This is a genomic window from Vulgatibacter incomptus (genome assembly GCF_001263175.1).
Taxonomy (GTDB): domain Bacteria; phylum Myxococcota; class Myxococcia; order Myxococcales; family Vulgatibacteraceae; genus Vulgatibacter; species Vulgatibacter incomptus.
The window spans coordinates 3,505,528-3,526,185 of sequence record NZ_CP012332.1; the positions used below are offsets into that span (position 1 = coordinate 3,505,528).

Here is a 20,658-nt window from a genome sequence, read left to right on the forward strand (position 1 = left end):
CGGCTCCGCGAGAGCTCGCGATTTCATCCCGAGCTCTCATTCGGTCCCTCCGCTCGCGCGCGAGGGCGCGAATTCCTCCAGCTCGCCTTGACGCTGCTGCTCCGCGGCGAAGGCGGCGTAGATGCCGTTCGCGCGGAGCAGGCTCTCGTGCGAGCCGCGCTCCACTACCCGCCCCTCGTCCAGGACCAGGATCGAGTCGCAGCGGGCGGCGGCCGCGACCCGGTGGGTGATCAGCACCACCGTCCGCCGCTGCGCCTGCCGCTCGATCGCGTCGAGGATCGCCGCCTCCGTCCGCGCGTCCACCGCGCTGAGCGGATCGTCGAGGATCAGGATCCGGGGTTCCCACACCATGGCGCGGGCGAGCGCGACCCGCTGCTTCTGGCCGCCCGAGAGCTGCACGCCGCGCTCCCCCACCACCGTGTCGAAGCGCTCGGGGAGCGAGAGAACCTCTTCGAGCACCTGGGCGTCCGTGGCGCCTTCGCGGATCCGCTCGACGGATTCGGCCGAATCCGGCTCGTCGAAGGCCAGGCCGATGTTCCTCGAGACGGTGGTCGAGAACAGGAAGGCGTCCTGCTGGGCGTAGCCGATCGCAGACCGCACCGCCGACAACGGCAGCGCGCAGATGTCGCGGCCGTCGATGCGCACCGTCCCGGCCGGGGTCGCGAGCAGCCGCGCGAGGAGCTTCGCCAGCGTGGACTTGCCTGAGCCCGTCCGCCCGACGATCGCCAGCGAGTGGCCCGCGGGGACCTCGAACGACACGTCCCGCAGAACGTCCTTCGCGCCGTGGGCGTACCGCAGTCCCGTCACCGACAGCGAGCCCTCGACCCGGTCGGGCGCGGGCTCGTGGCCGTCGACCACCTCCGGCTCTGCGTCGAAGATCTCGCGGATTCGCGCGAAGCTCGCCCTGCCCCGCTGGAGGACCGACAAGGAGAATCCCAGCGCGAGCATCGGCCAGGTCATCCGCGCGAGCGCCAGCCAGAACGCGAAGAACGATCCCGGCGAGAGGCCACCGTCGTCCGGCCCGCGCAAGAGCAGCGCGCCGCCGTACCAGAAGAAGATCAGGATCCCGAGGGCGCTGACCGCGCCCATCAGCGGCCCCAGCGATCCGCGCAGGCGGGCGAGCGCGAGGCTGGCGTCCAGGTAAGCGCGGTTGGCCTCGTCGAACCGCTCGCGCTCGCGATCCTCGATGCCGAAGCTTCGCACCACCCGCACGCCGGCGAGGTTGGATTGCACCACCTCCGTCAGCCGGCCCAGCGCGGCCTGGTTCTGGCGCATTCGCGTGTAGAGGCCGCGCGAGAGGGTGCGGGAGGCCAGAATCAGCAGCGGCATGGTCGCCATGCAGGCGAGCGTCAGCATGCCGGAGACCGACGCCATCACCTGCAGCGCGCTGGCCGTCGCGAACGCGACGTTCACGAGGTTCAGCACGCCGAAGCCGAGGAGCATCCGGACCTGCTGCAGGTCGCTGGTGGCGCGGCTCATGATCTCGCCGCCGCTCATCCTCCGGAAGAAGCCGGTTCCCAGCAGGTGCAGCCGGTCGAGCAGCCTGGCCCTCAGGTCGTACTCGGCGTCGCGCCCGGCGTTGAAGAGGAACCAGCGACTCGCCACCCGGGTCGCGAACGCCGCAGCCGCAAGCCCGAGCATGAGGGCGGCCGGCACCCAGGCCGCCGTCGAGTCCTCGCCGAAGATCGCGTCGATGGCGGCCTTCGCCTGCCAGTCGATCCGATTCATCGCCGCCTGGAAGAGGGCGAGCGCCACCGTGCCTGCCGCGTAGGCAGGCAGGTACTGACGAAACTGACCGCCGAGGGTTGGCGGGACGGGATGGGAACGCAAGGCGCGGAGTTCTAACCCGTCACCCGGCTGCCCGCACGCCGATTCGCACGGCGGGCCTGGCGCCCGTCGGCAGGGCGATCATCCCCTCTTTCGCTCCCACTCGTCGTAGAGCCCGTCCTCGTCGGCGGGGCGCAGCGGGCGCAAGGCGAGGGACCGCTCACGTGGCTCCCGGGCCATCTGCTCGTAGATCGGTGCCGTGGAGAGTCCGTAGGCCTCGCCCTCCTCGTTGGAGTAGGCGAACCAGGCGGCCTCGATCCCGCTGAGGTACATGGCGGCCAGGCACATGGGGCACGGGTGGCCGCTGGCGTAGACGACGCAGCCGGCCAGGGTGGCGCTGCCGAGGATCTGGCTCGCCTCGCGGATGGCCAGGAGCTCGGCGTGGGCGGTCGGATCCTTCATCCGGTTGACCTGGTTGACCCCCCGGGCGACCACCCGGCCGTCGCGCACCAGGACGGCCCCGAATGGACGGCCTCCGGCCTCGATGTTCTCGCGGGCAAGGGCGATGGCCTCGCGCATGAAGTCTTCGACAGGCGTCTCCATCAACGACCTCCGGCGGCTACCAGCATCTTGGCTATTCCGTTCCGCACCCCCAAGGGAACCACGATCACCTCAGAAGGTTTGCCTTGGCGGTGGACCATCCAAAGTCGGGCTCGGTAGAGTCCTCGCATGGCCAAACTCCGACCCTCGCGAACGCTATCCGTTGCGATCGATCGACCGCCGGCGGAGGTCTACGCCTTCGCGGCGAATCCGGAGAAACTCCCGCGGTGGTCCTTCATCACCTCGGTCGCGCTCGAGGACGGCGTCTGGCGGGCGCAGACTCCCGCGGGCACGGTGGGCATTCGCTTCGTGGATCCGAATCCGCTCGGTGTGCTCGACCACTTCGTCACCGTGGGCCCGGACAACGTGGTCTACTCGCCCATGCGCGTCATCTCGAACGGCGCCGGCAGCGAGGTGCTCTTCACGCTCTACCGACTCGACTCGATGTCCGACGAGGACTTCGAGCGCGACGCGCAGACCATCGCGGGCGACCTGGCGAAGCTGAAGGAGGTCCTCGAGGCGTCTGCCTGATCGTCGTGGTGCGCGTGCGGGCAGCGTTGGCCCCGCGAAACCGCGGTGCTACTCGCGATCTCGTGCTACGCGCAGTCGCTGGGCGAAGAACTCGAGAATCTCGTCGCGCGCTGCGCGGGTGGGCTCGCCGGCGGCGTCGATGAGGTGCGCCGTCACCACGCTGTGGGGACCGCCGATGACCTGCGCGAAGAAGGGCGGCGGGTTCGTGTTCGCGGCCGTAGAGGGCAGCACCCTTGGCTCGAAGCGTGGGCCCAAGGCGGCCGCATAGGCCGCAAAGCGCTGCGCCGTGCAGAAGCGATCGCCCTCGAAGCGGTAGGCGCGCACGGTCAGGCCTTCGCGCTCGAGCCGCGCTTTCACCGCCGCCGTCTCCTCGGGCGCGATCTGGATCGCCCCGGGTTGGTCTAGCGGCAGCGACGGTTGGCAGAGGACGGGCGCCAGCATCGCGGGCTCGAGCATCATGCTCAGCGCGAAGTTGCCGGTGAAACACATGCCGATGGCGCCCACGCCGGGTCCACCGCACTCCTCGTGCGCGAGGCGGGCGAGCGCCCGCAGCCATCGGGTCACGGGGCTCGACTCGCTCGCCGCGAGCGCACGGAACTCGGCGCTCACGCACGCACCCTTCAGCACGGCGAGCCCTTCCTCCGCACGAGGGTAGGCGCCGTCCCTGCCGAACAACGAGGGCATGTAGACGGTGAAGCCGGCGTCTCTCACCCAACGTGCGAAGCGCGCGACGTGCGGGCTGATGCCGGGCATCTCGGCCATGACGATGACGCCAGGGCCGCGGCCCGCGACGTAGACGGCCCGCGTGGCCCCTTCGAGCGTGATCGGGCGGTGCTCGAAGTCGTGGAGAGGGTCGTCGGCGGTCGATTCGGCAACAGGAGCGGTCATGCCTGGAACCTGCCTCGAAGAAGCGGCCGCAACCAGTGGCAGGAATGACATTCTTCGGTCTATTCTTGCCATCGTGATCACGCACGTGTTGCTCGACGGAGTGTCCGACGGCTCGCTGGGCGTCGGCCTGGACGTGGTCGGCACTGCCGCTCAACTCGCGGAGGCCGGACTTGCCGCTGGTCCCATCCGAGCGACGTCGTTGCGACAGCGCGTAGTGTCGCTCGACGGCCGGCCGGTGCGCTCGGGGACGGGCCGCTCCGTCGCGGTGGACGGCGCGCTCAGCGTCCGCAGCGTGAAGGCGGGAGACGTGTTGATCATGCCGGGCCTCTCGGCAGCCAGCGAGCCGGCCATCGATCGGCTGCTCTCGCGCGACGACACGGCTCGCGGCATCGAGCTCCTCGCTCGAGCTTCCGCCAAGGGCGCGATGGTCGCGGCGTCCTGCTCGGCGACCTTCGTCCTCGCCGCGTCCGGTCTCCTCGCGGGACGGAGCGCGACGACGACGTGGTGGCTCGTGCCCGTCTTCGCGCGCCGATTCCCCGACATCCACGTGTGCGCGGACCGGATGGTCGTCGAGGCCGAAGGCGTCCTCACCGCGGGCTCGGCTTTCGCACACGCGGACTTGATGCTCGCCATCGTCTCGCGCGTGGCGAGCCCGTCGCTCGCACACCTGGTGGCTCGCTACCTGGTGCTCGACGAGCGCGCCTCACAGGCGCGCTACATGGTGTTGGAGCACCTCCGCACCTCGGACCCAGCGCTGCGAGCGATGGAGCGCTTCATCGCCACGAACCTCGATCGACAGCTCACGCTCGACGAGCTCGCTCGTGCCGCTCGGCTCTCGACGCGCACGCTCGCACGGCGGGTCCAGGCCGGCCTCGGCATGACTCCGATCGAGCTCGTGCAGCGCAGGCGCGTGGCCCACGCTGCGCACCTCCTCGAGACGACCCGGGAGTCGGTAGACGAAGTAGCCGCGAGGGTGGGCTACTCCGACGCTGCCGCGTTTCGACGGGTGTTCCGACGCTACGTCGGCGAGACCCCGCGGGGACGGCCCGTTGCGACGCGCTCCAGTCCAGAAGACGATTGAGCGCTACTTCGGCGCAGCGCGGGAGCGCATTGCAGGGACGACCGCCACGGCCTTCCCATCGCTCCCGGCGCGCTCGCCGCTCACGAACGCTGCATATTCGGCCGACTCGACGCCGTAGAGCGCGACACATCCGGTCCCGTCGCTGTGAACGCCCCAGCCGTACCTCTTGCCGAGGTCGGAGGCGCGAAGGCACGCCTGCCCCTTGGAGAAGAACGCTCGCCGGGCCTCTTCGCGGTCCTGCTGCCGGATGCCGTTCCGATCCGCGTAGACCGTGAAGATCACGTCGTCCGAGGTGTAGCGGTACGGGTTCTCGCGAATCATCCGGTAGGTTCGGAGCGCGATCGAGGGGTTCTCGGCTTCGCGCGGCGCAATGCCGCGATCCGCCGCGCTGTCCGGCGCGATGGCGATGAAGGTGTCGACGTAATTCGTAGTTCCCATCGGACGTCCATCCTACCGTGAATCCGGACCGCTCACGCTCAGATCCCCTTCGCCCTCCGCGATCTCGAGGTGCTAGGCTCCGATCATGAAAACAGGATCAAGAATCCTCTTTTTCTCCGCGGTTGCGATTGGTGGCCTCGTGGCCGCGTTTAACATTGCGTTGTACACTCTGCGCTCAATGGTGGACTCTGTGTGCGAGAACGAAGAGATCTACCGTGTCGCGAACCCTGGGCAGACGAGGGAATACGTCCTCTATTTGCGCGATTGCGGTGCGATTGCCGCGACCAGAGGACACGTTTCCATCGTCCCGTACGGAGAGGCCCTGGACGTCCGCAGGGGTTACGTGGTCGACCTTGGCCGACCCGTCCGCGGAAGCGTGATGCAAGGCGTTTCGATTCAGTGGCGTGACGATCACAATCTCGCGGTCTGCACCAAGCGGATGACGACGGGTGAAGAGCTCGACGACCGGGTCGAAGACGTGACGGTCACTTTTTCCTCCTGCGAAGAATAGCGGCTAGTCGGGGCCGCGCGACCGATTGGTATCCCATGATTGAGGGAGCAAAGCTCACGCCAAGCGGTGAGAGACGCCCTCCCGCGGCCTCAAGCAACCACCGCCGAAGCTCGAAACAACGTTCGCTAATGGTGTGATCGTCTGGCACTTTGCCGCGCCCGGTGGGGACCTCATCCCTCCGAAAAGAGAGACGACACCATGCAGTTGCGTTCCCTTATGTTCGTAGCGACCGGCGTGTCTGCCCTGGTCACTGCCTGCTCCGATCCTGCCCCCGAGGTGCTCTCGCCCGTCGCCCACTCGGGCGAATACGGCGATCTATCGGGAACGCCGGATCTAGCCCCCTACGTGAAGTCCTCCGAGCTCCACGCGCTCGCACGGTCTGGATCGTACGACGACCTCTCGGGGACCCCGGACCTCAGCGTCTACGCGACACGCGAGGAGCTTCCTGCGGTCGCGCTGTCCGGTGAGTACGCCGATCTGCAGGGCACCCCCGACCTCTCGGTCTATGCGCCCGCCGAGAGCTTCTCCCTGGTCGCCTTCTCCGGCCGTTACGCAGATCTTACCGGCACGCCCGACCTCTCCGCCGTCGCCCTCTCCGGAAACTATGCGGATCTGGGCGGCACCCCCGACTTGTCCGTCTACGCAAGCGTTGCGGGACTCTCGCCGGTGGCGAGCTCGGGCCACTACGACGATCTCGGCGGCAGGCCCTGGACAGGTGATGCCTCGCAGATCCGCACGAGCGCCGGCGTGACCTTCGGAGAGACGGCACGCGAGCCGCTCAACGTCCTTGTCGCCGACTACGGGAGAAGCGAGATCGATCAAGCCAGCGACCAGGACGGGGGCGCCTACGGCCCATACGGCTCCCATTGGCAGTCGTTCACCAACACGGTCGAGGGAGTCCTCGACGGGATCGACGTCGACCGATGGTGGGATCCCGGCGTCGATTCCGGCTACACGCTCAACGTCTACGAGGGCGACGGGACGGGCGGGATGCGCATCTATACGGAGTCCGAAGTCTCGGTCTCCAACGGCTTCCACACGGTCACGCTCTCCAACCCGGTGCGGCTCGAGGCATACAAGAAGTACACCTGGGAGCTCGTGAATCCGTCGCCGTTCACTCTCGTCGGCTACAACTGGTCGACCTACACGGGAGGACGCGGCGGCACGAACATCCCCGAGATGTCGTACCACTTCTCCACCCGGATGCGGCAGGACCTCGGGACGTCGCGCCCGGCCCTCGCCGTCACGGCCCTCGGCAAGGTGGGCGTGGGTACCTCTACGCCGACCGCCGCCCTGGACGTTGCGGGCGACCTGCGCGTGCGCGCGTCGTCGTCGCCCGCCTCCAACGACCCCTGTAGCCCGGGCCAGATCTCGTGGGACGCCGGCTACGTCTACGTCTGCGTCCAGGCCAACACCTGGAAGCGCGCGGCGCTCTCTTCGTACTGAGACGCCTCAGGCCGCCGCCTTCGCCGGGGCGGCGGCCCTATCCGCGTTCACGCTGGAGCAGCTCGCGCTTTCGTTCCACGCCCCAGCGGTAACCGGAGATGTCGCCGTCTCGGCGCACCACCCGGTGACAAGGGATGGCCACGGCGATGGTGTTGGCCCCACACGCCTGCGCGACGGCTCGCACCGACTTGGGCGAGCCGATGCGCTCGGCGAGCTCGGTGTAGCTCACCGTCGTTCCCGGAGGAATTTCGCGGAGCGCCTGCCAGACCCGCTCCTGGAAAGCCGTGCCGCGCACATCCAGCGGCAGGTTGAGGCCGATAGAGGGAGACTCGACGAAGCCGACGACTTCGGCGACCAGCTGCTCGAAGCTCGGATCGCCGCCGATCAGCTCGGCTTTCGGAAACTGGTCCTGCAGATCGCGCACGAGCCGCTCCGGATCGTCGCCCAGGAAGATGGCGCAGACGCCGCGCTGGCTCCGCGCCACCAGGATCGCCCCCAACGAACACTGGCCGACGGCGAAGCGAATCGCGGCTCCGGCGCCGCCTGCGCGGTAGTCGCGCGCCCGCATGCCGAGCATCTGGTCCGACGCCTCGTAGAAGCGGCTGCTGGAGCCGAAGCCCGCTTCGTAGATCGCCTCCGTCACCGAGCCATCGGTTGCGCTCAGCTCCTCGCGGAGCCTTCTCGCGCGCTGCGCCGCGGCATACGCCTTGGGCGTCAGTCCCGTCTCGGCCTTGAAGACCCGGTGCAGGTGGAACGGGCTCATCCCTGCCTGGTCCGCCAGCTCGTCGAGCGTGGGGAGCGTCTCCGACGCCTCGATCCGCCTGCAGACCTCGGCCACGAGTGTGGCCCGCTCGGTGGCGGCGATCGTCTGGTCACCCTTGGTGCGGCGGCTCGGCCGAAACCCGGCCGCCTCGGCGGCAGCGGACGTGTCGAAGAACTCCACGTTCTCTCGCCTGGGGAGGCGAGCCGAGGAGCTCGGGCGGCAGTACACACCCGTGGTGCGAACCCCATACACGAAGTGGCCATCGGCGCCGGGATCGCGCGCCTGGACGGCACGCCAGCGCGCCTCGTCGGTGTCGTACGGGAAGGATGAGGTCGAGTTCATGGTCGCCACTCTACGGCCGAGTTCGATCGCAAGAACTCCGCTTCTTGCGGCCGAATTCTACCCGCTTGGCGGGCCATCTCGGCCGTCAAGCCGGCGGATGCAGCTCTTCCGGCGACGCGCTCGGCGCCTCGGCGGCTTCGAGCTTCTCGACGCGCAGCGAGACGTCGGTTCCGTTCGAGACCACGTCGAGGACGGGGGAAAACCGGATGAGCTCGGCGAGCTCCTCCTCCGTTCCATCGCCCTCCACCCGGAACGTGGCCTCGATGTGCTGAAAGCCGTTTCGAATCTGGTCGGAGATCCCCAGGAAACCACGCAGATCGATCTCGCCACGGAGCTCCGACTCGATTCGATCCAGACGGATGCCACGAGCGGCGGCGTGATAGGCCAAGGAGCCCGTCATGCACGTCGCGAGCGCGTTCAACAGGTGCTCCACCGCGTTCGGCGCCCGATCCTCTCCGAGCAGGACCGGGGCCTCGTCCGCCTCGAGGGTGAACGGTCGGTTGTCGGAGGTCTGCTCCGCGCCCGCACCGTAGAAGCCATCGATCGTCGTCTCGCTGTGGCCTCCCTCGTCCCATCGGTTGGACACGCGAAACCGGAACCGTGCGAGCGAGGGATCGGCGCGAACCTTCTCGATGACCTCGCCCAACGCGTGGACGTCGACGCCGTTGACGAGCTCTTCCATCGCGCCTCCTTTGCAGCGAACCTGCGGCAGAATTCCCACACCCGCAACCGGGGCGGCCTTGCTCGGCCGCGGTATCCGCATGATGCGAGGCTCGTGACGGCAGACCGTCACCCGTCAGCTCCGCCTGGCAGGCCGCCAGCCCCTGGGTCGCCCGGGCGATTCCTGCTGGAACTCCGCCCGCGCCTTCCTTACAAGCCGTGGCCGACCGAGAGAGGGCGCCAAATGGAGTTGCGAGAGCGGATCCGGGACGTCGTCGACTTCCCGCACGAAGGGATCGTCTTCAAGGACATCACCCCCCTGATCGCCGATCCCGTGGCCTTCCGGACCGCGATCGATCGCCTGGCCGAGGCCATTTCAGGCGAAGACGTCGATCGAATCGTCGGCATCGAAGCGCGCGGCTTCATCTTCGGCTCGGCCCTCGCGTGCGTGATGGGCAAGGGCTTCTCCATCGTCCGCAAGCCCGGGAAGCTCCCCTGGCGCACCGATCGGGAGGAGTACAGCCTCGAGTACGGCAAGAGCGTGCTCGAGATCCACGAGGACGCAGTCCAGGCCGGCGAGCGCGTGGTGATCGTCGACGACCTGCTGGCGACCGGCGGCACTGCAGGCGCGGCGAGCCGCCTCGTCGAGCGGCGGGGAGGCGTGGTCACCTCCCTCGCCTTCGTCGTCGAGCTCGCCTTCCTGGGAGGCCGGGAGCAGCTCGAGGGCCGGCGGGTCCACTCCCTCGTCGAGTACTGACCCTCGGCGCGGGCGCGCGATGCGGAGGCCTATTCGGGGTCCAGGACGACGAGCATCACCTGGGCCGTCATGCCGGCCTGCGACGCTGCGAGGTTGAAGATCGACGAGTATTTCGTCCCGACCTCGAGGAATGCATCGATATTGACGAAGCGGGTCTCGCCCGGCGGGATGGGGAAGCTCACGTGCAGAGGATCCGTCAGTCCGGCGCCCGTCACATCATCCTTCTCGCTCCATTTCACGCCAGGGGTGTCCTTGTGGCGCACGGAGAAGAGCTCGAGACGCCCTGCCCGGGTGACGAGACCGCGCGAGTCGAACACCATGAGGTCCACGCCTCCCCGGCACCATGCCAACGGCTCTGCGCCGACGAATCCCTCGCGGATGCCCAAGACCGAAAGGTGCCAGACCGCATCCCACCTGATGAGCGGCGCTACCCGCAGCGTCTGACCGTCGCGAAGGCCCGTCGATTTGGCGGTGACCCGGATCCCCACGAAACCAGTTCCGCTCGCGTCGTCGGAGTTGGCGCCACGGATGTGGCCCGCTCGCCCAGCGAGGCCCACCGTCCCGGTCGATGAGTCGGCCTTCACCATGATTTGTTCGGCGTTCTGGCCGCTGAAGTCGAAGGGGGGAACCCTCACGCGGGGCTTTTGCGGGATCGTGACCCACTTGGGATCCAGCTGGAACCGAGAAGGATCCACGTGGACCCGAGACGAGAGATCGAGATGCTGATCCCGAACCGGCGTCCCTCGAACCGCAGAGGTGATTTCGTTGATCACCTTGCTCGCTCCCGGATGCTGCTTGATCACATCGAAGAACTCCGCGGTGACCGCCTTCGTCCCCGGGCTATTCAGGCCGAGGCCCGGAAAATTCGACTCGATCTTCGAAACGCGGCTCATCGTCGACTGAAGATCATCGGAAACCACGTGCAGATCCCTCATTTCACCCTCCGGATGAGGCTCTCACACAGAAAGCCCCTGGCAAGGACCAACCACTCCAATCCGACCTGATCACGAGACCGAAATGATTTCAGGCGCCTGAAGTGGTGGTCAAGCCGACCCGGATCGACGAGCGCGCCCCGGACGGGCCGTTCGGCTCAACCCCGGTCGAGGACACCAGCGCGGTAATCGGCGAAAGCCTGCCGGATCTCCGCCTCCGTGTTCATCACGAACGGGCCGTACTGCACGATCGGCTCGTTGAGCGGCTTGCCGGCTGCGACGAGGATCTCGCTACGCTGGGATGGCGAGCGTACCTCGAGGCTACGGCCCGAGCCGAGGAGGGCGATCGCGCCCTCGGGGACCGGCGTCGCGTCGGGGCCGATCTCGACGCCGCCGCTGCCGACGAAGACGAAGGCGGTGTGACCCTCGGGCGTGTCGATGGAGAAGGGGCGATCGTCTTCCAGGACCGCCGTGAAGAGCAGGGGCTGCGTCGGCCGCTCGCGGACCGGGCCCACGAGCCCGTCGAGCTCGCCCGAGATCACGGAGACGCGTGACCCTGCCCGTCCGAGCGTCCCCTGGGCGAGCTGCGCGGGACCGAGGTCCTGGTAGAACTGCGGGCCCATCTTCTCCCGCGCCGGCAGGTTCACCCACAGCTGGAAGCCCGACATCAGGCCCTTCTCCTGCTCGGGCATCTCCGAGTGGATGATGCCGCGGCCGGCGGTCATCCACTGGGCACCGCCTCCTCCGATCACGCCGTGGTTCCCGCGGCTGTCGCGATGGCGCATCCGGCCCTCGAGCATGACCGTCACGGTCTCGAAGCCGCGGTGGGGGTGGTCGGGGAAGCCGCGGATGTAGGCGTCCGGATCGTCCGAGTGGAAGCGGTCGAGGAGGAGGAAGGGGTCGAGGTTGCGCAGCGCGGGCTGGCCGATCACGCGGGTCAGCCGCACTCCATCGCCGTCCGAAGTGGGGATCCCGTACTGGATCCGCTCGACGCGGCGCCCGGAGCGAGGAAGGAAGACAGGGGACTTCTGGCAGCCAGCCACTGCGAAAGCGGCGGCGGCTGCTGATCCGGCGAGGAAGCGGCGGCGGTTCTCGTCCATGACGCGATCATAGTCGGCGAAGGTTCAGCCGCAATCCGCGCGCGGCAGGACGCACCGTCTCTCGGAGCGGAACAATCCCGCGATCCACTCACCCGCCGAGCAGGGATCGAACGACGCCCAGCGAGTACCGGCTCGCGATCTCGCGGACGAAGCGAGCGAAGTCGACCGGAGCTCCCTCGTCGGCGGCGTCCGAGATCGTACGAATCACGGTCAGCGGCACGCCGTACTCGTGGCAGACCTGGGCGACGGCGGCGCCCTCCATCTCCACGCAGGCGACGTCCGGCAGACGCCCCCGCAGCTCGCCGAGCTCGGCTCCGTCCGCGAAGAACTTGTCGCCGCTGGCGATCGCTCCCTCCACCACCTTCGGCGCCGCGATCCCGAACTCCGAGGCGACCTCGTCCGGGATCCACTCCCGGCGCCGAGCCAGGAACCGCTCGACCGCCAACGCTGCCTCGCGCCGAGCCGACGCCTCCGTTTCGAAGCCGCTCACGCCGAGCAACGGGATCTCGTGACGGGGGAAGAGGGGCGAGCCATTCATGTCGTGCTGGTAGAGCGTGCTCCCCACCACCACGTCGCCCACGCGGAGCGCCGGGCTGACGGCTCCGGCCACGCCAGTGAAGATCATCCGCTCGACGCCATGGCGAGCCAGCAGCTCCGTGGCGGTCGTCGCCGCCGCCACCTTCCCCCAGCGAGAGAAGACGATCACCACCTCGCGCCCGTAGAGCTCGCCCACGTGGTAGGTGCGCCGCCCCACCTCCACCTGCTCCCGCCGCGATCCCATCGCGTCGACGAGGCCGGCGATCTCCTCCGTCATCGCGCCCATGATGCCGATCTTCATTGCTGCTCCCTCGAGCTGACGCGGGCGGAGTCTACCGGCCGCCACGCCTGCGCTCGACCTTACCGAGAACCGGGTGCAAAGCGAGCGAGGGCCTCGACCATCCGCGCCATCATCGCCTCACCGCCTGAGTGGCCGACAGGGAGGAGCTCGAGCTCGGCCCCAGGCCAAGCCTGCGCTACGAGCCAGGGCATGTCGCAGGGGCCCTGAATGTCGAAGCGCCCGTGGATCAACACGCCAGGGATGCCGGCCAGGCGGCCCATGTTTCGAAGCAGCTCGTCCTCGCCGAGCCAGGCCGCGTTCGAGAAGTAGTGCGCACACAGACGCGCGAAGGTCATACGGAACGCGGGGTCGGAGAAGCGATCCCACGGCTTCCATCCCTCCTCGAGGGAGAGGACGGCGTCCTCCCAGGCGCACCAGTCCGCTGCCGCCTTCGCGCGAACCTCGGGATCCGGTTGCTCGTTCAGGAGCCGATCGTAAGCGGCCACCAGGTCATGGCGATCGCCCTCGGGTGCTCCTTCGCGAAACCGGGCCCACTCTGCGGGGAAGAACCGGCCCGCCTCGTGGTAGAGCCAGTGCACGTCCGAAGGGCGCGCCAGCGTCACCGATAGCAACACGAGCTCGCTAACCCTCTGCGGAAAGCGCTGCGCGTACGCGAGCGCAAGCGTCGTTCCCCACGAAGCGCCCCACACCAGCCACCTCTCGATCCCGAGGTGCTCACGGAGCCGCTCGATGTCGTCGATGAGGTGGTGCGTCGTGTTGTGCTCGAGGCCGACGCTCGGATCGGAGACCGACGGCGTGCTCCGCCCGCAGCCCCGCTGATCGAACTGCACCAGACGGTAGCCCGCGGAAGCGAACGCGCGCCTGCGCCCCGGCGAGCTTCCCACACCCGGCCCGCTGTGCAGCGCGAGGGCCGGCTTGCCGTTCGGATTGCCAGAGGCCTCCCAATAGACGAGCTGCCCGTCCCCCACGTCCAGCATTCCCGTCTCGGTGGGCTCGATCGCCGGATGCACCATCGCGAAGCCTCGCATTCCACGGGCGTTCGCGCCCACCTCCCCGGGGTAACCCAGCGGAACCCGTGGCGCAACGGGCGTACTCTCGTCGCCGATCGGCGGCCGTCCTGCGATCCGGGATCGAGGGCGGCCGCCGAAGAGACGACCTCGAGTTTAGCGGTACCTACCGCAGGGAATCGTGTCCTGGCGGAGCGCGAAGCCGTTGAGCTCATCGTCGTCCGCCCAGATGAACGTCTTGTACCCGTTCACGCACTCGGACTCCGGCGCCATGGCGATCCCCTCGTTGTTGGTGTTGGGCATCGTGGAGGGCCGAGCGAAGCCCGCCAGGATCCGGAAGGCCCCGTGGGTCGCCGAGCCCGGGAGCGTGTCGACGTCGAGGAGGGTCAGCTTGTTCCCGCAGGTGTTGTCGCACTGCGCGTACAGGTAACCGTTCTCCCGATCGAAGGAGAGGTCCATCACCGCCGGGAAGCCGCTGTCGATCGTCGCGACGCGCTGGTAGCCGTTCGTCACGTGGTCGAAGGCGTAGGCGTAGATGATGCCGTTCGCCTCGATGCCCACGAAGAAGATCCCGGTGCCGTGGTTGGGATAGCGGTCGGGGTCGTAGGCGAGGCCGGTGCTCTCGTCGATGAAGCCGCGGCTCACGAGGAAGCTATCGGGGATCCAGGCGACGCCCTCGGCGCCGAGGTTCGCGCCGAGCACCGGGAGGTCGCTCGTCAGGTTCCAGTCGTTGGTCGCGACGAGGGTCGTTCCGGAAGCGTCGAGGTCGTAGCGGAGCACGGCCGGGCGGCTCACGTTCTTGTTGTCGTTGTCCCGCTCCGTAGCGACGTAGATCGCCGACGAGTCGAGCTCGGCCCTGGTGATTCCCTCGGAGTCCGGGCCACCGAGGCCGTTCATGTAGGTGATCGTCTTGCCCGCGCCCCAGCCGTTCGTCGTGGTGTTCTCCCAGGTGCTTCCGTTCCAGACGAGGCGGTAGAGCATCGACGGGCCGTTCTGGATCCCCCACAGGATGGCCGGCGAGCTCGAGGTCGCCGGCTCGTAGAACAGGCCGCTGAGGTTCGTGCCGAACTGGTGGAAGGTGCTGACGACCCGAACCTGATCGGTCCCTGGCCATGCCGCGAACGCGATGCCGCCGGAGCCACCCGCGCCGCCCGTACCGCCCGTACCGCCCGTTCCTCCGGTGCCACCGGTGCCGCCGCTACCTCCGGTGCCGCCGGTTCCACCGCAGTCGTTCGCCGCGCCCTTGGTCACACGCGCGGTGTTCGCCCAAGCACCGGTCCCGTTCGGGCAGCGACCCCAGCTCGGATTACCGTGAGCCGTCCAGTAATAGGAATCGACGAGGTGCATCGCGGGATCGAAGATCCGCACCGCGTCCTTGGCGCCGAGCCCGAATCCGAACGCCGCCTCTTCGAGCACGTAGTAGCCGCCGGGAGGAATCACCGTGCCCGCGGGGATGGCGTAGTGGTGCGCGTCATCGTCGTCCTTGAACACCCAGCCCGAGACGTCCGCCGGGAACGCGCTCGCGTTGTAGAGCTCCGCCCAGTCGCCGGGCACGCCGTTCGTCGACACCGCCTCGTTGAGGCGAACGTCCGGCAGAACGCAGGTGACCCACACCGAAGTCGACTCGGTGCAATCGCCATCCGAGACGGTAAGCGAGACGGCAACGATACCGGACGAAGCGCACTTGAACGAAGCGCTCGCCGACGTGCCGTTCGAGATTGCGCCGGAGGTCGCGGTCCAGGCGTAGGTGATCGGAGACGGCGCGAGATCTCCGTCCGATGCGGTGGCCGAAAGCGCCACCGGCTGACCGACGATCGCCTCCACGGGCATCACGCTCAGGAAGTCGATCACGGGACAGAGATTGAGCGTGCCATTCACCAACACGCTGCCCGTACGCGGAGCCATCCGGCAGTTCAACGAGATCCTCACCGAGGTCGTCGACCCGGCCTCGATGTCGAAGATGGCGGAGCCGACGCAGTCGATACCGGTTCCGTAGGCCTCGAGCGTGATCACGTAGCCCGCGCCGGCCGGAATGCCGCCGATTCGAGCGGACACGAGGTCCCTCCCGACCACGCCGATCGATCCGCGATCCCGGAATCCATTGCCTTCGATGGTGTACTGGACCGTCGAGATCTCGACGTCACCGAACTGCAGCTCGAAGCCCAGGGTGCCGAAGGCGGTCTCGCCCTCCGGTCCGGTGTGAGCTCGAGACGATCCTCCGCAAGCCTGGAGGCCGAGCCCGCCGCCGAGCGCTGCGACGACGAGCAACGCCGACGCGAGGCGCGCAATCCACGTCTTTCCGTTCATTCCTCTTCCCTTCTCTTGGTCCTGCCGTTTCAGCAGCGGACCCTAGGAGGGAGTGGGAACGACGCGACGACCAGCATGAAACTTTCTTGCGGCATGCCCTCGCGGTAGCGACGCCGTCTGACGCGTGCGCGTCACACAGGCGATCGAGAGCGCCTCGGGGGTCACGACCTCGAGCGGCAGCGAACGTGCACTGTTCCAAGGAATCGGGCCAATCTGCTGCGGAGGTTGCTCGCGGAGTGAGCGTACAATGGCCGCAGGGTCAGCTCGAGAATCACTCGTTCAGGCGCCGTCGGCCATACTCAAGCCCGTGAGCCTCCCCGCCTCGCCCTCCGCAAGAGGTACTGGCGGAACTTCGGGGCCGTGTAGTCGTATTGCCCCATCCGAACTCGATAGATCACGCCAGACTCGACCATCCTGCCGAGCAAAACGTTGATATTTCCGGAGCTCTTGTCGCTCACGTCCTTGATGTCCGCCGCGTGCAGGGGCGGATAGGACTGGACGAATGCGGTGTCCAAAAGGACCTGCTGTTCCGCCGGCGTCAGTGTCGAGATGCGAGGGTCGTAGAACTCCAGGTCGAGCCGCCGGTAGACCTCGGCGGACGTCACGTCGAACATCGCGGGCGAGATCTGCTCGGCCGCCGCCATGAACGCCGTGTCCCAGAGCTCGGCTCCCCAGAGCTGAACGAAATAGGGGTATCCCTCCACTTCGTCGACGACCCTCTCCACGACGGAGTCATCGATGCGAATCGGACCATCCTTGAGCGGCTCCGCGAGGGCCCGCCTCGCCTCGTCGTGAGCGAGCGAACCGATCTCTTCGGCTCGGAACATCCGCTCGGTATAGGAGCGCGCCTTCAGGAGGTTTCCCGTCAATGTGGGCAGCCCGCAGAGGACCATGCCCAGCGGCACCATCTGTTTCTGGATGGCGACCACCGCCGAGACCAGGATGGACAGGGGATGCTCGCCCTTTCGATCCCTGTCGTCCCGGATAACCTGGGCTTCGTCGAGGAGGAGGGTCACCCCATTCATCCCTTTGCCTACCGCGAACTCGCAGAGGTCGAAGAGAGTCTTCGCGATACCTTCGGTCCCAGGCTTGGCCCACGCTGGGTCGATGGCGAGCGTCACATCGCTCCACGTCACCGAGAGAGTCCCAGCCCCTCGCATCACCCCGCCGATCGCCGCCTTTACGCGCTCTATCCGCGAGACTCTCAGGCGCGCTTGCTCCGCGAGGCCCGAGACCGCGGCGGCGATGCCGGCATCGGTATTGTGTGACGGGCCCAGCTCGAGCACGGCGGCGACCCAGCCCTGCTCGGCCGCACGGTCGGCGAACTCCTGCAATAGAACGGTCTTTCCAACTCCGCGAAGCCCGGTGAGACGCATGTTGGCGGGCTGCTCCGGCGCCGCGCGGAGCATGGAATCGAACCGGCGCAGCGAAGCCTCTCGACCGGCGAGGTAGGGCGGGCGGATTCCGACCCCGGGGCGAAACGGGTTTTTGGCTGGAGCCTCCACGATTACATCCTCCATGTTATTCTCGCCAAGAACAACAGAGTCTATGTAACTTGTCAAACTTCGACCAAACTACACCTTGGGCTGTAGCCTCGTGCCTCCTATCGGCTCAAAGGACGCCAGGGCGAACGGTTGGAGGCCCGGAGCAACAGAACTTACAGCAACGCTGTAATCGTCGAAGCGCTCCTCTCATCGTTGGCCAGTGACCTGCGCGCTTGCTCCGGAGGCTCAGGTATTGGAACACGCTCATCCTCCTCCATCGGGCGCGCGCCGGTCGAAGTCCCGAGCGAAGACCGCCTCCTCCTCGCTCGGGTCGATTCTGTCTCGCTCAGCCCAGCGCCTTCGCGAGCGCCTTGGCGGCCTTTCTGGTACCGGCGCGCTCGTCCTCGACGAACGAGGCAGCGGCGTCTCGCAGTTCCCCTACGAGTCGCGGCTGCAGGGCGACGAGGGCGGCGCCGTGCCCCAGTATTCGATGCGCGTGCCGTCCGTCCCATGCGGTGAGGGCGTCGCGCAGAATCTCCCACGCCCGGCTCGCGCGGGCGGGCGCCGTGGTCCCCCACCGGGCGATCGAGTCGATCGCGTAGTCGCGCACGATCACGCCGTCGTGGTTGCACACCAGCCCCTCTAGCGTCGGGAGCGCGGCCTCGACCACCTTCGCTGCGCGATCGGCGACGAGCGCCAGCGCATGTGCGGACTCCCATCGGACGCGGCCATTCTTGTGGCCCAGCGCCAAGACGAGCGCCTCGGCGTAGGGCGCGGTCACTTCAGGGCGCCGCTCCCCGACCTTGGTCATCACCTCGGCGCAGTCGCCGGCCAGCCGCGCGTCCCGGCTGGCCAGCCCCGTGGCGATCTCCTCCAGCAGCTCAGGCGATTCCAGGCAGAGCGCGGCGGCCTCTTCGTTGGGCTCCTGCGTGCGAAGGCCCTGCGGCGACGCGAGACGTTCGAGGATGCTCATGGGCACGGAAACTACCACCCCGTCGAAGCGGAAGCTCTCCAACGGAGTGGCCGCCGGAATCGGTTCAGGGGTCGCGCCGCCAAGCCGTCACGCCCTTCGCTGACGATCGACCTGGGCGCGAAGCAGCTCCTCCTGCTCCTTCATCCCGGGGGTGAGCGCCTCGCCGAAATCCTCGGCCTCGACCACCGGCCGGATCTCGAGGATCGCCTCCTCGCCCGGCATCGGGTTCGGACAGCGCCGCGCCCATTCGAGCGCCTCCTCCATCGACTTCACCTCCCACAGCCAGAAGCCGGCGACGAGCTCCTTGGTTTCCGCGAACGGGCCGTCGACCACCGCCTTCTTCCCGCCCGAGAAGACCACGCGCTTGCCCGTCGAGCTCGGCCGGAGGCCCTCGCCCGCGACGATGACGCCAGCCTTCACCAGCTCCTCGTTGTACTTCCCCATATCGGTGAGGAGCTGCTCGCTCGGCATCGCGCCGGCCTCGGAGTTTTTCGTCGCTTTCACCAGCACCATCACGCGCATCGCTTCTCTCCCTGGGAAGCGCGCTGCGTCGCCGGAAATGGCGACGATCTCGCGCTTCAAGTGGACGACGAACGAGACTCTGCCGGATCGACACGCCGATGGTCGATTTCCGGGCCACGTCGAAATTGGCACGGCCATCACTCTTGGCGCCGGGATCCCAAACTCCGAGGCGACCCGTCCGGGCTCCACTCCCGTCGCGATCCGAGCGTCGGTTCGACGCGCCGCGCCACGCCCAGCCGCCGATTCGATTGACGGAGCGCTCTGTGCTTCCTATGGCTGAGGCCAAGGAAGCGCAGTGTCGCGCGCCCCCTTCATGCGGAGAAGAATTTCGTGAACGTGAAAGACGCCCATGGAAGCACGCTGGCCGATGGTGATTCCGTGACGGTGATCAAGGATCTGAAGGTGAAGGGGACGTCCGTCACGCTCAAGCGCGGCACCCTGATCAAGAACATCCGCCTGACCGATGTCGAGACCGAGATCGAGTGCAACGCCGAGAAGGTGAAGGGCCTGGTGTTGAAGACGGAGTTCCTGAAGAAGGCCTGACCCGGCGGATGGAGCGCGCACGGCTCGCCTCCACCACAGTATGCGGTTCGGCTCCACCGCTCGGATCCAGATGGACAACCTCACCCACGGCCTTCTCGGCCTCGCGATCGGCGCGCTGCGCAGGCCGGATGGCGGACCGGGGACGGGCCGGCCGTTCTCGGCGACGGACAAGGCGGTCCTCTGCGCCTCGCTTGTGGCCGCGGAGCTGCCCGACCTCGACACGCTCCTCCCGGCAGCGAACGAGGCGATGCACGCGCTCCACGCGCACCGAGGGATATCCCACGCGATCGTGGTCACGCCGCTTTGGGCCTTGGTCGCCACCGGCCTCGCCTGCGCCCTGTTCCGCGGCGCCCGGGCGCTGCCGACCTTCGGCTTCGCGCTCGGCGCCGTGCTCTTCGCGCACCTCGCCCCGGACCTCTGGACGGGATGGGGAACGCGCGCCCTGCTCCCGTTCACGGACGCACGGCTGCATTGGGATCTCACCGGCGTGGTCGACCCACTCGTCACGCTCCCGCTCCTCGCGGGGCTGATCTTCGCGTGGGTGAAGCGCGCGTCTTGGCGCAAAGCGCTGACCATCGGCCTCGCCGTCTCCTGCGCCTACCTCGGATTCCGCGGGATCTCGCGCGAGATCGTGAAGGGCCGGCTCGAGGCCGCCTACCCGACCGCCTCGAGGATCGAGGTCTTCCCCTCGCTGCTCTCCGCGCATCGCTGGCGCTGGGTCGCGGAGGTCCCGGAGGGATACGAGGCCGGCGTGGCCCAGCTGTTCGGCGCAGTCGAGTCGCAGCGGCGGATCCCAATGTCACCGCCGCTCCCCGCGGACCTCGGCGCGAACGAAGCGGTGCGGGAGGCGCTCGCCTGGGCACGCTTGCCCACGGTCTCGGTCGAGCCTCTCGAGGACGGCGGCCACCAGGTGCGGATTGCCGACTTGCGCTACCACCTCGGAGGCGAGCCCACCCTCTCGATCGTGGTCGACGTCGACCGCGAGGGCGCCACCCGGGACGCCCGCCTCGATCGCGGCGGGACCAGCGCCGAGATCGTCGAGCGGTGGAAGTCGAGCCGATAGGCCGCACTCCGGCCCGGCTCGCGACTCTGCGCCCGAGCCCGGGGCGCGCTTCCTAGCCAAGCAATTGGAATCGTTGCCGCTTCCCCCGCTACCTTGTCGCAGCCG

General features: G+C 68.0%; 21 protein-coding genes. 7 read left to right on the top strand and 14 right to left on the bottom strand.

The features are described 5' to 3' along the window. Window positions 1-36 precede the first annotated feature (36 nt). Window positions 37-1,830, bottom strand: coding sequence for an ABC transporter ATP-binding protein (locus AKJ08_RS14610; protein ID WP_050726740.1), 1,794 nt, complete (start codon window positions 1,828-1,830; stop codon window positions 37-39). Window positions 1,831-1,908: 78 nt separating this feature from the next. Then, on the bottom strand, window positions 1,909-2,370 hold the full coding sequence (locus tag AKJ08_RS14615) for a nucleoside deaminase (protein ID WP_050726741.1): 462 nt from the start codon (window positions 2,368-2,370) through the stop codon (window positions 1,909-1,911). Between the two features lie 126 nt (window positions 2,371-2,496). Here AKJ08_RS14615 and AKJ08_RS14620 point away from each other — a divergent pair, with 126 nt between their 5' ends. Then, window positions 2,497-2,898 (top strand): SRPBCC family protein, encoded by a 402-nt coding sequence (locus tag AKJ08_RS14620; protein ID WP_050726742.1) that lies wholly within the window; start codon window positions 2,497-2,499, stop codon window positions 2,896-2,898. A 48-nt stretch (window positions 2,899-2,946) separates the two neighbouring features. Here AKJ08_RS14620 and AKJ08_RS14625 read toward each other — a convergent pair whose 3' ends face one another. Then, window positions 2,947-3,786: a dienelactone hydrolase family protein gene (locus AKJ08_RS14625; protein ID WP_050726743.1), complete on the bottom strand. Its 840-nt coding sequence runs from the start codon at window positions 3,784-3,786 to the stop codon at window positions 2,947-2,949. Between the two features lie 85 nt (window positions 3,787-3,871). On the opposite strand from AKJ08_RS14625, the gene AKJ08_RS14630 reads away from it, so the two are divergent. Next, window positions 3,872-4,867, top strand: coding sequence for a GlxA family transcriptional regulator (locus AKJ08_RS14630; protein WP_240475358.1), 996 nt, complete (start codon window positions 3,872-3,874; stop codon window positions 4,865-4,867). Window positions 4,868-4,870: 3 nt separating this feature from the next. Here AKJ08_RS14630 and AKJ08_RS14635 read toward each other — a convergent pair whose 3' ends face one another. Next, the gene (locus AKJ08_RS14635) at window positions 4,871-5,305 is read right to left on the bottom strand and encodes a DUF6157 family protein (protein ID WP_050726745.1); all 435 of its coding nucleotides are present in this window, start codon (window positions 5,303-5,305) and stop codon (window positions 4,871-4,873) included. Window positions 5,306-5,390: 85 nt separating this feature from the next. Between AKJ08_RS14635 and AKJ08_RS14640 the strand changes: the two genes are divergently transcribed. Together AKJ08_RS14640 and AKJ08_RS14645 are read left to right on the top strand one after the other, a co-directional pair. Then, the gene (locus tag AKJ08_RS14640; protein ID WP_157370712.1) at window positions 5,391-5,816 is read left to right on the top strand and encodes a hypothetical protein; all 426 of its coding nucleotides are present in this window, start codon (window positions 5,391-5,393) and stop codon (window positions 5,814-5,816) included. A gap of 198 nt (window positions 5,817-6,014) precedes the next feature. Continuing rightward, on the top strand, window positions 6,015-7,262 hold the full coding sequence (locus AKJ08_RS14645) for a hypothetical protein (protein ID WP_157370713.1): 1,248 nt from the start codon (window positions 6,015-6,017) through the stop codon (window positions 7,260-7,262). A 37-nt stretch (window positions 7,263-7,299) separates the two neighbouring features. On the opposite strand, the gene ada is transcribed toward AKJ08_RS14645, so the two are convergent. Beyond that, window positions 7,300-8,367 carry a bifunctional DNA-binding transcriptional regulator/O6-methylguanine-DNA methyltransferase Ada gene (gene ada, locus AKJ08_RS14650; protein ID WP_050726748.1) on the bottom strand — a complete coding sequence of 356 codons (1,068 nt, stop codon included), beginning with the start codon at window positions 8,365-8,367 and terminating at the stop codon, window positions 7,300-7,302. 85 nt (window positions 8,368-8,452) lie between these two features. Continuing rightward, a complete protein-coding gene (locus AKJ08_RS14655) occupies window positions 8,453-9,049 on the bottom strand; it encodes an OsmC family protein (protein WP_050726749.1) in 597 nt (198 codons plus the stop codon). 222 nt (window positions 9,050-9,271) lie between these two features. Between AKJ08_RS14655 and AKJ08_RS14660 the strand changes: the two genes are divergently transcribed. After that, entirely contained in the window at window positions 9,272-9,784 is a 513-nt protein-coding gene (locus AKJ08_RS14660; protein ID WP_050726750.1) for an adenine phosphoribosyltransferase, read from the top strand. Window positions 9,785-9,813: 29 nt separating this feature from the next. Here the strand turns inward: AKJ08_RS14660 and AKJ08_RS14665 are convergent, their stop codons facing one another. The 8 genes from AKJ08_RS14665 to AKJ08_RS14700 form a co-directional block, all read right to left on the bottom strand. After that, window positions 9,814-10,677, bottom strand: coding sequence for a hypothetical protein (locus AKJ08_RS14665; protein ID WP_157370714.1), 864 nt, complete (start codon window positions 10,675-10,677; stop codon window positions 9,814-9,816). Window positions 10,678-10,874: 197 nt separating this feature from the next. Continuing rightward, window positions 10,875-11,816, bottom strand: a complete 942-nt coding sequence (locus AKJ08_RS14670; RefSeq protein ID WP_082343209.1) for a pirin family protein — start codon at window positions 11,814-11,816, stop codon at window positions 10,875-10,877. An 88-nt stretch (window positions 11,817-11,904) separates the two neighbouring features. Next, entirely contained in the window at window positions 11,905-12,654 is a 750-nt protein-coding gene (locus AKJ08_RS14675) for a 5'-methylthioadenosine/adenosylhomocysteine nucleosidase (RefSeq protein WP_050726752.1), read from the bottom strand. 59 nt (window positions 12,655-12,713) lie between these two features. Then, entirely contained in the window at window positions 12,714-13,667 is a 954-nt protein-coding gene (gene pip / locus AKJ08_RS14680) for a prolyl aminopeptidase (RefSeq protein WP_205624729.1), read from the bottom strand. 150 nt (window positions 13,668-13,817) lie between these two features. Continuing rightward, window positions 13,818-15,968, bottom strand: coding sequence for a lamin tail domain-containing protein (locus tag AKJ08_RS14685; protein WP_050726754.1), 2,151 nt, complete (start codon window positions 15,966-15,968; stop codon window positions 13,818-13,820). A gap of 299 nt (window positions 15,969-16,267) precedes the next feature. After that, window positions 16,268-17,488 carry an ATP-binding protein gene (locus tag AKJ08_RS14690; RefSeq protein ID WP_082343210.1) on the bottom strand — a complete coding sequence of 407 codons (1,221 nt, stop codon included), beginning with the start codon at window positions 17,486-17,488 and terminating at the stop codon, window positions 16,268-16,270. A 310-nt stretch (window positions 17,489-17,798) separates the two neighbouring features. Then, entirely contained in the window at window positions 17,799-18,425 is a 627-nt protein-coding gene (locus tag AKJ08_RS14695; protein WP_157370715.1) for a hypothetical protein, read from the bottom strand. An 87-nt stretch (window positions 18,426-18,512) separates the two neighbouring features. After that, window positions 18,513-18,947 carry a YciI family protein gene (locus tag AKJ08_RS14700; RefSeq protein WP_050727603.1) on the bottom strand — a complete coding sequence of 145 codons (435 nt, stop codon included), beginning with the start codon at window positions 18,945-18,947 and terminating at the stop codon, window positions 18,513-18,515. A 330-nt stretch (window positions 18,948-19,277) separates the two neighbouring features. Here AKJ08_RS14700 and AKJ08_RS14705 point away from each other — a divergent pair, with 330 nt between their 5' ends. Both AKJ08_RS14705 and AKJ08_RS14710 read left to right on the top strand, forming a co-directional pair. Next, window positions 19,278-19,490, top strand: a complete 213-nt coding sequence (locus AKJ08_RS14705; protein WP_050726757.1) for an alkylphosphonate utilization protein — start codon at window positions 19,278-19,280, stop codon at window positions 19,488-19,490. A gap of 70 nt (window positions 19,491-19,560) precedes the next feature. Next, complete coding sequence (locus AKJ08_RS14710) at window positions 19,561-20,553, top strand: metal-dependent hydrolase (protein ID WP_050727604.1); 993 nt, start codon at window positions 19,561-19,563, stop codon at window positions 20,551-20,553. Window positions 20,554-20,658 lie beyond the last annotated feature (105 nt).

Coding starts and splice junctions, on each gene's coding strand:
- AKJ08_RS14615 (WP_050726741.1), bottom strand. CDS start 2,370: ATGGAGACGCCTGTCGAAGACTTCATGCGCGAGGCCATCGCCCTTGCC.
- AKJ08_RS14620 (WP_050726742.1), top strand. CDS start 2,497: ATGGCCAAACTCCGACCCTCGCGAACGCTATCCGTTGCGATCGATCGA.
- AKJ08_RS14625 (WP_050726743.1), bottom strand. CDS start 3,786: ATGACCGCTCCTGTTGCCGAATCGACCGCCGACGACCCTCTCCACGAC.
- AKJ08_RS14635 (WP_050726745.1), bottom strand. CDS start 5,305: ATGGGAACTACGAATTACGTCGACACCTTCATCGCCATCGCGCCGGAC.
- AKJ08_RS14640 (WP_157370712.1), top strand. CDS start 5,391: ATGAAAACAGGATCAAGAATCCTCTTTTTCTCCGCGGTTGCGATTGGT.
- AKJ08_RS14645 (WP_157370713.1), top strand. CDS start 6,015: ATGCAGTTGCGTTCCCTTATGTTCGTAGCGACCGGCGTGTCTGCCCTG.
- ada (WP_050726748.1), bottom strand. CDS start 8,367: ATGAACTCGACCTCATCCTTCCCGTACGACACCGACGAGGCGCGCTGG.
- AKJ08_RS14655 (WP_050726749.1), bottom strand. CDS start 9,049: ATGGAAGAGCTCGTCAACGGCGTCGACGTCCACGCGTTGGGCGAGGTC.
- AKJ08_RS14660 (WP_050726750.1), top strand. CDS start 9,272: ATGGAGTTGCGAGAGCGGATCCGGGACGTCGTCGACTTCCCGCACGAA.
- AKJ08_RS14665 (WP_157370714.1), bottom strand. CDS start 10,677: ATGAGCCGCGTTTCGAAGATCGAGTCGAATTTTCCGGGCCTCGGCCTG.
- AKJ08_RS14670 (WP_082343209.1), bottom strand. CDS start 11,816: ATGGACGAGAACCGCCGCCGCTTCCTCGCCGGATCAGCAGCCGCCGCC.
- AKJ08_RS14675 (WP_050726752.1), bottom strand. CDS start 12,654: ATGAAGATCGGCATCATGGGCGCGATGACGGAGGAGATCGCCGGCCTC.
- pip (WP_205624729.1), bottom strand. CDS start 13,667: ATGGTGCATCCGGCGATCGAGCCCACCGAGACGGGAATGCTGGACGTG.
- AKJ08_RS14685 (WP_050726754.1), bottom strand. CDS start 15,968: ATGAACGGAAAGACGTGGATTGCGCGCCTCGCGTCGGCGTTGCTCGTC.
- AKJ08_RS14690 (WP_082343210.1), bottom strand. CDS start 17,488: ATGGAGGATGTAATCGTGGAGGCTCCAGCCAAAAACCCGTTTCGCCCC.
- AKJ08_RS14695 (WP_157370715.1), bottom strand. CDS start 18,425: ATGAGCATCCTCGAACGTCTCGCGTCGCCGCAGGGCCTTCGCACGCAG.
- AKJ08_RS14700 (WP_050727603.1), bottom strand. CDS start 18,947: ATGCGCGTGATGGTGCTGGTGAAAGCGACGAAAAACTCCGAGGCCGGC.
- AKJ08_RS14710 (WP_050727604.1), top strand. CDS start 19,561: ATGGACAACCTCACCCACGGCCTTCTCGGCCTCGCGATCGGCGCGCTG.